The 12521-nt window shown below is 38.4% G+C and carries 10 protein-coding genes and 2 pseudogenes; 5 read left to right on the forward strand and 7 right to left on the reverse strand.

What is annotated here, in order from left to right; genetic code table 11:
* Together HUN22_RS11260 and HUN22_RS11265 are read right to left on the reverse strand one after the other, a co-directional pair.
* Nucleotides 1-304: pseudogene (locus tag HUN22_RS11260) on the reverse strand (hypothetical protein); the annotation flags it as partial.
* Between the two features lie 118 nt (nt 305-422).
* Entirely contained in the window at nt 423-1508 is a 1086-nt protein-coding gene (locus HUN22_RS11265; RefSeq protein WP_174729245.1) for a hypothetical protein, read from the reverse strand.
* Between the two features lie 194 nt (nt 1509-1702).
* On the opposite strand from HUN22_RS11265, the gene HUN22_RS11270 reads away from it, so the two are divergent.
* The gene (locus tag HUN22_RS11270; protein ID WP_174729248.1) at nt 1703-2338 is read left to right on the forward strand and encodes a TetR/AcrR family transcriptional regulator; all 636 of its coding nucleotides are present in this window, start codon (nt 1703-1705) and stop codon (nt 2336-2338) included.
* A 16-nt stretch (nt 2339-2354) separates the two neighbouring features.
* Here HUN22_RS11270 and HUN22_RS11275 read toward each other — a convergent pair whose 3' ends face one another.
* Nucleotides 2355-3374, reverse strand: a complete 1020-nt coding sequence (locus HUN22_RS11275; protein ID WP_174729251.1) for an AraC family transcriptional regulator — start codon at nt 3372-3374, stop codon at nt 2355-2357.
* Between the two features lie 107 nt (nt 3375-3481).
* Here HUN22_RS11275 and HUN22_RS11280 point away from each other — a divergent pair, with 107 nt between their 5' ends.
* On the forward strand, nt 3482-5722 hold the full coding sequence (locus tag HUN22_RS11280) for a fatty acid desaturase (protein ID WP_174729254.1): 2241 nt from the start codon (nt 3482-3484) through the stop codon (nt 5720-5722).
* Nucleotides 5723-5802: 80 nt separating this feature from the next.
* Here the strand turns inward: HUN22_RS11280 and HUN22_RS11285 are convergent.
* A pseudogene (locus HUN22_RS11285) lies at nt 5803-5919 on the reverse strand (alpha/beta fold hydrolase); the annotation flags it as partial.
* Nucleotides 5920-5998: 79 nt separating this feature from the next.
* Complete coding sequence (locus HUN22_RS11290) at nt 5999-6646, reverse strand: TetR/AcrR family transcriptional regulator (RefSeq protein ID WP_174729257.1); 648 nt, start codon at nt 6644-6646, stop codon at nt 5999-6001.
* Between the two features lie 243 nt (nt 6647-6889).
* Here HUN22_RS11290 and HUN22_RS11295 point away from each other — a divergent pair, with 243 nt between their 5' ends.
* Complete coding sequence (locus HUN22_RS11295; protein WP_174729260.1) at nt 6890-7783, forward strand: NAD(P)/FAD-dependent oxidoreductase; 894 nt, start codon at nt 6890-6892, stop codon at nt 7781-7783.
* A 248-nt stretch (nt 7784-8031) separates the two neighbouring features.
* Nucleotides 8032-8676 carry a glutathione S-transferase family protein gene (locus tag HUN22_RS11300; RefSeq protein ID WP_174729263.1) on the forward strand — a complete coding sequence of 215 codons (645 nt, stop codon included), beginning with the start codon at nt 8032-8034 and terminating at the stop codon, nt 8674-8676.
* 161 nt (nt 8677-8837) lie between these two features.
* Here HUN22_RS11300 and pobR read toward each other — a convergent pair whose 3' ends face one another.
* Nucleotides 8838-9653 carry an IclR family transcriptional regulator PobR gene (pobR, locus tag HUN22_RS11305; RefSeq protein WP_174729266.1) on the reverse strand — a complete coding sequence of 272 codons (816 nt, stop codon included), beginning with the start codon at nt 9651-9653 and terminating at the stop codon, nt 8838-8840.
* 141 nt (nt 9654-9794) lie between these two features.
* On the opposite strand from pobR, the gene pobA reads away from it, so the two are divergent.
* Nucleotides 9795-11009, forward strand: a complete 1215-nt coding sequence (pobA, locus tag HUN22_RS11310; protein WP_174729269.1) for a 4-hydroxybenzoate 3-monooxygenase — start codon at nt 9795-9797, stop codon at nt 11007-11009.
* A 147-nt stretch (nt 11010-11156) separates the two neighbouring features.
* On the opposite strand, the gene alr is transcribed toward pobA, so the two are convergent.
* A complete protein-coding gene (gene alr, locus HUN22_RS11315; protein ID WP_174729272.1) occupies nt 11157-12449 on the reverse strand; it encodes an alanine racemase in 1293 nt (430 codons plus the stop codon).
* Nucleotides 12450-12521: the final 72 nt, after the last annotated feature.

A 12521-nucleotide genomic window follows, 5' to 3' on the forward strand; every position in this document is an offset into this window, starting at 1 on the left:
TTTCATTACTTAAATTTAACAAGTCAAACGGTGATGCATTTTTTTTTGCCTCAACAGATATATTGAAATTCTCGAAAGTTTTCTTGATATCAAGTAAGGAATAATAAAAATCTTTAGAACTTTTAATCGTTTGTAAATAAATAGCAATACGGTCTACATCTATTTGTTGATTGTGTTTTGCAGTAATTGCGGAAGCAATAATAAAGGCGAGATTTGAACTATTTGACTCTATTGAGCCTACTTTAAGTTTAGAGATAGAACTCTGGATATTATCAGGTATATGTTGGACTGAAGCTGAGCACATATTTATTGACCTATAGACTGTGGTAGCTTGGGTTGTATTCAGCCCTGCTAATAATGATATAAAAACGATAAGTTTTTTTAATTTAATCGTCATATAAATGCTTGTATGCAATTTTTACTTAGCAAAACTTTAAGCTCCCATAGCAGTTTTTAATGCCTATTTGTCCAGAGTCAAGAGGATTAATAATTAACTCACGACCAACTAATCCTCCGAGTGCCTCCCCAAGTCCAACATCAATCCGCTGTTGTGTTTCGATATCAGTGAGAATAACTTTCGGTAAGGAAAGCCACCATCCAGGTTGAGCAGCTACAGTATTTTCGAAGCTACCCGAACTGATTTTTTGCCATTGGATAGCTTGCTTTTGTAAGGATAGTGAAGTGTCACTAGTAGGAATTGTTCCAGCTGCATCTTGGGCGAGTAAAATTTCATGGAAACCAGATAGAGGATAATCTTTTAATGTGGCATTACTTAGAGTTAAACCTAAAGGTAGATCTAAGATACCTAACACACTTAGTGGACCAGTTTTGGCGACTACATTATCCAACGTTGCAGTTGTAGAGCGGTTAAGAATAAGCGGTTTGTTATAATCATTAATGTGTGCTTCTGTATAGATCAATCCATTTTCAATCACTACATTCTTCAGAACAGTATTCGTAAGCGTTAAATTCAAATCACCAGATAAAGAGTTAATTCCTCCTGTGTCATCATCTAATGTTGTTAAATCTGTATTTGATCCCAATCCAAGTTTACCTAATATGCCTAATGCCCCAAGGCGAAAGCCAACAATTTCTCGAGTAGAAGCATTGTTGGGCGATTTTATAGCAAACTCGATAAAAGGATTAGTAATGACGGCATCTGATCCTGCATAGCTACCATTTACGGGAAGGACACCTGCTAAGCTAATATCTTCAATATCAATGTCACAACCCACTCCTTTAACTCCACCACAACCTAACTGTAAACGTTTAATATTTGCATTTAGCTCTATTTGTGCTTCCATTCCGAGACGATAAAAACCTACATCTGTATTTGGGTTGCCATTTTCATTAGCTGCAATATTGGTGAGATTAAATAATGCTTGGCCAGTTACACTAGCTAAACTTTTATCATTTAAGACATGGAGTTCGGCATTTACAAGAGAACTGACCAACATTAATGGTATTGTAAATAAGATAGCCTGTTTTATACTTCTAAGATTGTTCATACCAGTTCCTTGGCTTAAAGATTATTTTTCATAGGCTTAGTGTTTTTCTTGAAATTCTTCACTAAGCAATATGTGTATTAAGCAGCTCTACTGAACGAGAATTATGATTTGGTCTTTTATAAGACTTAAACAACAATGGAGACATAATGTGTTCAGTGCACACATTATGCTGGTGTTATGTGCGCGGTGTCAACATGCCTTTAAAGCAAACTGAAAATTTAAATCAAAAATCAAATTATCATCATGGAAATGTACGTGAAGAATTATTAAATGCTGGATTAGTTCATTTAGAAAGTAATGATGTGGAAAGCCTCAGTTTTAGAGAAATGGCAAGACAAATTGGCGTAAGTGCTAATGCGGTATATCGACATTTCGAAAGTAAAGACAGTTTTCTGGCTGCATTAGCAGCAAAAGGATTCCAACTTTTACAAGAAGAACAAAATCAGGCTATAAAAAATGCTGATTCTAAGATACAGGCATTAAAAATATTTGGTTTAACCTATATAGATTTTGCAAAAAATCATCGGAATCTTTTTGCTTTAATGTTTAATCCTGACTTACAAAAAAATGAAATACCCGAGTTAAAAGAGGCCGCAGACAGTACATATGCTCGGTTGCAAAGCTTAACGGCTTCAATTTTGGGTGTGAGTGAAGATGATATTCAAGTGGAAGTATTAGCGATGTTATGTTGTAGTCTAGTACATGGCCTATCTCATCTTTTACTGGAAGGGCGCCTAGCTGAATCAGAAGAGAAAGCTAACAATTTAGTTTTATTAATTATGAATTATGCTACGAGTTTGCTCACTGGAGCTGGCGTGGATAAGCATTAAAATATTAAATATAAACTTATTTTTGCCACCTAAAATTTCGGGGAGAAATGCCTTTCCAACGTTTAAAGGCTCGGGAAAATGCTGAAACTTCGGAATAACCTAATTGAATGGCAACTTCTTCAACTGTTAAATTGGTGGTTTTAAGTAAGTCTTCGGCTAAGTCTTTACGAATGTCATCTATAAGTTGTTCATAGGTAACTCCTTCAATTGCGAGATGACGCTGTAATGTTCTGAGGTTGACCTGAAAATGGGCTGCCATTTCATCAATTCGAGGCATTTGTGAGGGTTGTTGGAGTAAAATATTTCTGACCTTTTGGCTATAGCTACCTAGGGAACTTCTTCGCGTCCAAAGTTGTTGGCATTCTTCTTCATATCGTGCACGAATAAATGGATCTGCTTGAGGTAATGGTAGATCAAGCAAACTGCTTTCAAAGATAATACAGCTACGTGGTTGATTAAATTGAATTGGATATCCCGTTAATTCGGGAAATTTATCGGCATACACCGGTGCAGGTAAGGCAATATTAATGCTCATTACAGGAAACTGTATAGGCAAGACATCTCGTTGAATTGATATAACAGTTATAAGATCTCTTTCAACCAGAAAACACGCTAAGTCATCAGGTAATTGACTATGATCAAAAATCAGTAATGTATATATATCTTCCTGAATAACTTCTAAATTGCAAAAAATGGAACTAAGTTGAAAGTATCGCATAGCAAAATGTAAGGCTTCTTTCATTGTCTGACTACTAAGAATGGCAAAACCCCATGCACCAAATGTGGTTGTATGGTGTCTTAGACCTGCTTCTATACTTAGAGGAAGTGTAGGATCTAGTAGTTTAAGTAAGTTTCGAATAACTAAAAATTCTTGTTCTGCTTTTACTTCAAAGTTAGGTTGCGATAAATCATTCAAAGAAATATGCGTGTTTTCTATACAACTTTCAGGTGTTAAACCGTGTTGTTGACCTATCATAAGCAATATGCGAATAGCACTGATACTGCGAGGAAAATCCCAATATAATTGTATAGACATGCTTTATGTGTCATGAAATGTCAAGTTTGTTAGTATAAAGTCATTCTGCTAATGTTCAAAACTTTATATCTTTTCGGATAGGATCAAATCCGATAGGGATATATAAAATGCTAAATAATAAAGACGGCAAGCACGAAAGTTTAACGGCAGCTTTAAAAGCTTTATATGATGAAACGAAAGCAAAAGTTGGTGATGCAGACCTAGAACATATCAGAAATGTTGCCGCTTACTCTCAAGCGATTAAAGCGCGTAGTAATGAGTTGATCCAACAAGGTGGAAAACCTAATGCCATAATGCGTGGCGCGATATTAGGTGCATTGCATACATTACTTGAGTTTTCTGAACTTGGTCATAACATCATGCATGGTAGTTATGATCATTTGCCAAATGCAGGGTCTTTCCATTCTGAACGTTGGGTTTGGAATTTTATGGTGGATCCTTATGAATGGCGTGTGATGCATCATCAAAATCACCATCCTTTTACTAATATTGTTGGCGTAGACCATGATTTGGGATATTCCTTTTTACGTATTAAGCCAGGTCAGCCATGGTATGGTCACCATACTTTGCAACTTCCACTGTTGTGGGTTTTATTATTAACAACACCTAATCTTGTATTTTCTCTTTTTACTGGAGCATCAGCCGCTAAAACAGAAGGGCGTAAAGTACTTAGTCGAACAACCATTGAACAAACCTTAAAACTAACAAAAAAATATATTGCCCAGCATTTTTGGAAAGATCCTCTTTCGGTTTCTCCTCATCGGATATTGCCAACATTTTTTGGAAATTATCTGAGTACAGTTTTGGGATATGATTTGACGGTTGCAGTCTTATTTCTGGAACACCATTCACCCAATGTTGAGTTATTTAGTGATCCAGGATTGAGTGAAACAGAAGAAGAATATTTTCGCCGTCAAATTTTAGCAACAAGTAATTTTACGCCTTATGCCCAACTTGATAATTATTTTAAAACATTGTTGGAAGAGGAAGTTAAATTCGATAACCCACCTAAATTTGATGTGTTTTATGGTGGATTGGACACCCACTTAGAGCATCATTTATTTCCAGACCTACCATGTAATCGTCAAAGAGAAATCCAGCCCTTTGTTAAAGAAATCTGTTTGCAGCATGGCTTACCTTACAATGTCATGTCTCTTGAAGATGTTGTGCCAGATATGATGGTCAATGTGCTCAAATTGGCGAGTCCTGTAGGCGAGCAAGAAAGAGGAAATTTTTTTAAAATCCTAAAAAATCCTAAGGAGTTATTACGTCGAGTTGTATATGGAGCCAAATATAAACTGCCAAATAACATGACGTATTTAAATAAGCCTTGTTTTTATAATGTACCTGTTAAGGTTTTAGCTGTTTTTCCGCAAGCAGGAAATCAGGCATTAATGATACGTTTAGAAAAACCTCAAGGATGGGAGGGCGTAACTTGGGAAGCTGGTGCATTTATTTCTGTACGGGTTGAAGTCGAAAATGAAAGTCTGGTTCGACAATATAGTTTATTAAGAGACAGTCACGAGGCAGATAATTGTTTCGAAATTGCCATCAAACGTGTAGAGAGCGGACGTGTTTCAAATTATATCAATGATCATATTAAGAAAAATTCACATATGATTTTGGTAGGAGTACCGCAGGCCTCTCCCGATTTTATAATGAAAGAAGTACCTAAACAGATCATTTTCCTTGCGGGCGGTGTTGGGATTACACCAATTTTGAGTATGTTACGTAAGGCACGACGTGAAGCTCTACATAGCCAAGTTAAGTTACTTTATTTTAACCGTAATGAGAGATCTATTATTTTTGAACATGAATTACGTGAAGTTGCCAACTTATCTGGTTTTGATGTGCATTTTATATGTAATGAGATAGACCCCAATTATCCAATTTCAGGGCAAATGTATCAGGCGAAACTAAGTGCTGAATTACTAGCTAAAGTTGTTCCCGATATAACAGCACATGAAGTGTATGTTTGTGCTCCACTAGGATTTATTACTGCCTCAAAATCTATGTTACTGGATTTAGGATTACCTGAAATACAATTTCATACAGAGAGTTTTACACCTCTGGTAGTAGAGCATCCAACTGATGGTAAAGATCATGTCATCCACTTTGCACGGAGTGGTATTGAGATTGTGATTGATGGCGGGACAACGCTATTAGAAGCTGCGCGTTTGGCTGGCGTTAATATTCCATCGGGATGTGAAAGAGGGTTATGCCGTGCTTGTGTCTGTAATAAGCTACAAGGTGTTACTACTTTAGATCAGTACAAGGCACAACCAGATTTACGAATTACCACCTGCAACAGTTTGCCTCGTTCGGATAAGTTGGTACTGGATATCTAACATATTTGAGTTAGGATCTTTAAGTTGCATAAGTAAAGGTGTTATTAGGTTTGGCTTAATTAATCTGAATGCTTAACTAACTAATTACTTATTTCAGGCCAGACCGCCGTAGGTACTTGGCTTCCAGAAACGACACCTATGTGTCCACCCTGCAGGACTTTAAACGTTTTAGCTTGGCTGCTAATTAATTCCATGAGTAGCATAACATTGCTACGCTGACGGTAATCTACTTATTCACATATAGTCCCAGCCAAGCTATCCAGAGTGAGCAAATGTTTATCCGCTTGTGTGGTCATTGCCACCATGAGCCGCGATGAACATTTTGACAGCCGCTCGACAATAGGATTCAATTTCATGATCGTCGTTTGCTTTCGCCTCATCGAAGCGTGCAATCATTAACAGATCAGATCCTTTGAAAAGCGCGGCAAACATTCGAGCCGATTGAAAAGGGTTAGGCACGTTCAGAAGCGCTTTTGTATGCAATTGAAGTAGCAGGGTCTCAATTTGTGCGATGACATGGGTAGGGCCAGCTTCGTAATGGAGCTTACTTAACGATTTTTGGTTTGTCTTATCGGCTACGATCATCGCCTCGACACTACGAACGTCTGGGCTTAATAACGTATGCAGTAAAGATGATCCCACTGCCATAAGCTGTTCTTCAGCCGAACCTTGGAGTCCTTCAAAAAGAGTTTGTGGTGCGAACTGTTGGCATCGATTCAATATTGCTGCGCTGAAAAGTGCTTCCTTGTTCTCGAAGTGCCGATAGATGCTAAGCTTCGATATCTTTGCTTTCTGGGCAACTTTGTCCAAAGTAGCTGCTTGAAAACCCAATTCGACAAAAAGCTCATACGCAGCATCGACTATCGTTTGGGCTAATGCTTGGTTTACTGGCCGACCGCGCTGACTTCTCTTTTTTTCGCTCACAATAATTATAGTCCTTGACAGTATCTTAATTTATAAATTACGATACCATGAAGTATCCAAAATGTGCAAGCCAGTGATTAGATCTTAGCAATATCCTTTAGACTTAGATCTTCTCATGCATATTTAACGCCATGTTGTTCGATAGGGTAGTACAGTGATGGGTGACTTTCTTAACAATGTCGAAGTGGATTAATTGCTTCAGGCATCAGCTAACTTCTTGATTTAAATTAGGAGCCTATCACTATGGATGACGTCATCATTATAGGAGGCAGCTTTGCTGGTCTTGCTGCTGCACTGCAACTCGGCCGTGCCCGTCGCAAGGTCACTGTTCTTGACACGGGACTGCCGCGCAATCGCTTCGCTGGTCATTCTCATGGTTTGCTTGGACATGACCATAAACCGCCGCTAGAAATCTTAGCTGAAGCACGTCGACAGTTAGAACGCTATCCAACGATTAAGCTAGTCAATGCTCGGGCTGAAAGCATCTCTGGTTCTATTGATAACTTCTCTGTTCTGACTCACGATGGCAAAACTATGGGCGCACGCCGCCTTATCTTAAGCTATGGTGTTGTCGATCAGATGCCTGATATTTCTGGTTTCGCTGAAAATTGGGGTGCATCTATCGTGCCTTGCCCTTATTGCGACGGCTTTGAAGTTGCTGAACAACATTGGGGACTCGTCTGGTCTGGTCCAAAGTCCCACAATTATGTACGTCTATATCATGATTGGACGAGTACATTAACAGTCTTTACCAATGGTCACGAGATTTCTGCTGATGTTCTCGCAGATCTCGAACGCCGTAATGTAAATGTGGTAGAAGGCCAGATTACCGAAATTGTCCATAACGAAGGGCGCACAGTAACTGTAGGTCTTGATAACCATCAAAATGTCATGGTTGATATTCTATTCGCACATCCAGACACTAAGCCGTCCGCAGGCCTACACGAAACATTGGGTCTTGCCACGGTCAATACACCTTTCGGTATAGCTCTTAAGGTTGATGAACGTCGTGAAACCAGTATGCCTGGTATCTATGCCGCTGGTGATCTCGCTAATCCACTCATGGCCTCAGTTACCGTAGCATCATCGCAGGGCGCAATAGCAGGTATCTCAGCTCAGCAGTCGATGCTAGTTTGAGTGCAATAAAAATAAAGAGGTTTCGGCCTCTTTGTTTGGCTCTTAGTAGTTAGATCCAGAGAAAAACTTATCAGGTACTAAACTTATAGCCAAAATGATTAAGGCATACTTTGACTCCGTTAAGTGAGTAGTCCATACAGCCTTATTTGGTTAGGAGCATTATTAATAAAAAATATTAGACCGGTCGTCTACAAATCTATATAGTGAGGTCTTACTTTGTTGTCCTCCTAGTTTAAAAGAGAAAATTAATGTCTATTATTCTTCATCATTTAAATGCTTCACGCTCATTTCGCATTCTGTGGTTACTTGAAGAAATTAATCAACCTTATGAATTAAAAAGTTATTTTCGAGATAAAACTACAAATCTCGCACCTCAAGAATTAAAAAACATTCATCCTTTAGGAAAATCACCTGTGATTGAACTCAATGGAAAAGTGATTGCAGAATCAGGTGCAATAGTAGAAATTTTGATTGAAAAGTTTGCTCCACAACTTATGCCTGCGAAAGATTCGGACAGTTATCTTGATTATTTACAATGGGTTCATTTTTCAGAAAGTTCGGCTATGGTTCCATATTTATTAAATATTTTTAATTCGATTGAGTTAAAAAATGGCACTCAATTAAAGTTCTTGAATCAATATGCGCATGCTGAGTTGGATAAAGTATTTTCATATTTAGATCAACAATTAGTAGGCAAAAAATTCTTAGTAGGCAATAGCTTAACGGGTGCAGACTTTATGATTGGTTTCGTAGTCTATGGTCTAATTAATTCATTAAATATTCGATCAAAATATCTCAATATTGAACAATATGTAAAAGGTCTAGAAAACCTAGAAAGCTGGAAAAAAGCCATGTCTATTGAACAAAATCTTCATCACCGAACCAATGCCTAAAATTGCTGTAAGTCATTTTTTTAATCTTGTTTAGTTGCTCAATTGGTTCGTTTTAGTTCTTTTATTGTTCTGGCAAGCCAGTGAGTTAAAGACTTCGTCGTTTAAAATTATGAGTTGAAACTCTTGTACCTTTAATTGATCACAAGAGTTTCTAAGTCTATTTAAATCACATTTCTAAGTTCATTTGCCGTGTTGCGTAGCAATGGCAAAATTTGCTGAACTAAATAATCTTCTTGTACGCGGTTGGTTTGAGACATGCAGTTAAGCGCTGCCACCGCTTGACCTTGTGCATTAAAAACGGGTACGGCAATCGCAATCACGCCAAGCTCATGTTCTTCTTTAGAAAGACAATAATCCGATAACGAAATGCCCTTAAGCACTTCAAAAAACTTTGACTCATCTACAAGGGTAAATGGGGTTAAGCGCTTTAAACCATAATTTTTTACCCACGCGTGCTGAGCTTCTTCGGGCAGTGCTGCAAGCAATACTTTACCCGTAGAAGTGGCATGGGCAGGGAGTCGGTTGCCTAAATGCATACCGTAAGGGCTGACACGCAAATTATCTTGCTGTGGTAAATAGCTACGGGCAATTGGTACGACTTCGTTATCGTCCAGAACCACAATTGAAAAAGTCAAAGATGTCTGTGCGCACAAAAGATTTAAAAATGATTGGGCAACTTTAGGCAGGTGAGCAGAGCTTAAATAAGAACTCGAAAAGCGCAGCACGCGATGAGTGAGCCAAAAGTAATGTTCATCTGTTTCTAGATAGCCTAAGTATTTTAAAGTTTTTAGATAACGCCTTGCCGCTGTCCGGCTAATACCGGTTCGCTCAGCCACTTGAGTCACATTAAGCCGTTGTCGATCTGTTCCAAAAGCTTCCAGCAAAGCCAAGCCTTTTGCTAACCCTGCAATGTAGTCTTCTTGACGAATTTTCTCATGCGAGTTTGGGTGCTCTAAAAAAGCATCGAGAGAAGGCATCCATTCATTCCTGTTATTTTGGTTGTTTCTGTCCGCTATTCGGACAAACTAAATGATAAACGGTTATTTTCGTCTTGGATACATAGTGCACAAAACTTAAAGCCAGTAATTTAAAAGTCAGGATGAAACAAGGATGAAGTTATGGATATTTTAAAGACACAGGTTGCAATTATTGGATCTGGACCAGCAGGGTTATTGCTTGGGCAACTTCTATATAAAGCTGGCATCGACCATATTATTGTTGAGCAACGTAGTGCTGAATATGTGGCTTCACGGATTCGTGCAGGAATTTTAGAGCAAGTTTCGGTCGACTTACTAAAACAAGCAGGCGTTGACCAAAACTTAAAAGAAAAAGGATTACCGCATTCAGGCATAGAAATTTTAACCAATGGTGAATTGCATCGAGTTGATTTAGCCGCACTCACGGGTGGCAAACAAGTGACCGTATATGGTCAGACCGAAGTCACCAAAGATTTAATGACTGCTCGTGAAGCAGAGCAGCTTACTTCATTTTATGAAGCTCAAAATGTACAAGTAAAAGATTTTTACACTGCACCAAAAGTTGAGTTTGAGTACCAAGGTAAAGCCTACCAAATTGAGTGTGACTTTATTGCTGGTTGTGATGGCTACCATGGTGTCTGCCGTGCCAGCGTGCCAGAAGATAAAATTAAAACCTTTGAAAAAGTTTATCCGTTTGGCTGGTTAGGGGTGTTGGCCGATGTCCCACCTGTAGCCGATGAACTCATTTATGTACAGTCTGAACGTGGCTTTGCTTTATGCAGTATGCGTTCAGAAACACGTAGCCGTTATTATTTACAAGTGCCTTTAACAGATCATGTAGAAGATTGGTCAGATGAAAAGTTTTGGGATGAGTTAAAAAACCGCTTAGATCCTGAAAGCCGTGAAAAGCTAGTGACGGGGCCTTCTATTGAAAAAAGTATCGCGCCATTACGCAGCTTTGTGACCGAACCAATGCGTTTTGGAAAACTATTTTTAGCAGGTGATGCGGCGCATATTGTTCCACCAACAGGAGCAAAAGGCCTCAATCTTGCTGCCTCTGATATTGCTTATTTATCAAGTGCACTTGTTGAATATTATGTTGAGGGTTCAGAACAAGGTATAAATGAATACTCAGAAAAATGCCTACAACGCGTATGGAAAGCTGAGCGTTTTTCTTGGTGGATGACTCATTTATTGCATCGTTTTGAAACTGAAAGTGAGTTTGATCATAAGATTAAGCAAGCCGAGTTAAGTTATGTATTGGGTTCGATTGCGGGTAAAACCACATTGGCTGAAAACTATGTCGGTTTGCCTTATGAGATTAAGCAAATTGATAGTTTTAAGCATGCGAGTTAAAGGCTCGATAAAAATAAAAAGGGCATGCAAATGCTCTTTTTTATATAAAAAACTGGATGGAATGAAGTCGGTTAAAAGATGTGATTCGGCTAAAAGTAGCCCCAATACTTTTCAAAATATAGGGCTACTTATCAATCAACTTAAAGTTTAGTGGGCGGTTGCCGTAACTTTTTTATTGGTTAATATCACTTGTTGCTGAGATTGAAGGGGCTTAATCACTTGTGGATTAGAGTTACTCCACGGGATATATGCTTCTGTCAAAATATGGCCTGTAAGACTGGTTAAATCACTCGTTTTAACTTCTGCATTGCCTTGATGACCAAATAAAACAACTTCATCGCCTGCTTTGGCCTCTGGAATATCTGTTACATCAACCATAACGGTATTCATTGATACTCGACCAACTACGGGTGCTTTTTGTCCATTTATTAATACAAAAGCTTTATTACTAAAACTACGGCGGTAACCATCTGAATAACCTACAGGGAGGTTTGCGAGTCTAGAGTCGCGTTTCAACGTATAGGTCTGGTCATAACCTACAGTTGAATCTTTGAGGTAATTATTAACTGCGGCAATTTGTGTTTTAAATGCCATCATACCTTTAAATTCAGGATGATTAGGAAAATCCCCATATATAATTGCACCTGCACGGACCATATCTAAATGTGATTCAGGAACGTTTACGGTAGCAAATGAATTCGCTGTATGTAATGTTAATTCTTTACGATTGAGTTTGGCTTTTTTAATCAACCATGCAGTTTGTTCATTAAATTGTGCCAGACGCTCACGAACAAACTTTTCATCCTCTACGGCATAGTGGGTCATAATGCCATCAATTTTAAGATGGGGCAGTTTGGTGATCGCGACAGCTTGTTCTTTACCTTGTTCTGATAACATTTCAAGACCATTACGATCCATACCGCCTGAATTTAAAGCCAAGCTGTAATGAACAGTTGTATTATTCGCTTCTGCCCATTTAGAGATACGGGCAGCTTGGTCATAATTACCCAAAAGCTCTTCAATATTTAACGCCTGTGCGTTGATAATTTCACTATCTGTGGCTGTACGTAAACGTGTAATTTTGCCTTTATAGCCATGCTTACGCACCATAGCTGCTTCAGCATTACTGGTAATGCCAATACAAGATACGTTTAACTTCATAACACTTGGCATAAGTAGATCAATACTATGGCCGTATGCGTTAGCTTTCATGACTATACAAAGTTGTGTTTTGCCATTAAGTAACTGATTTGTCTTTCTAATATTATCTTCAAAAGCTTGAGTATCAATTTCTATCCATGCATTTGCTGTAGGTGCAGGGCTTACTTCATTTGTCACATGGGGAGTGAGTAAGGGAGCTGCATGAGCAAATTGCACCGAACCGAATAATATTAATGCACAGCTATAAGCGAGATGAGAAAATTTTGTTTTAAGTTTCATGAGATTTTTAATCTTTCCTGGCTGAATATGATTTAACGCTGGGTGGATTTTTATGGTTAAGTACAGAAATAT

The sequence above is a fragment of the Acinetobacter lactucae genome (genome assembly GCF_013344765.1).
Classification (GTDB): Bacteria; Pseudomonadota; Gammaproteobacteria; order Pseudomonadales; family Moraxellaceae; genus Acinetobacter; species Acinetobacter lactucae_A.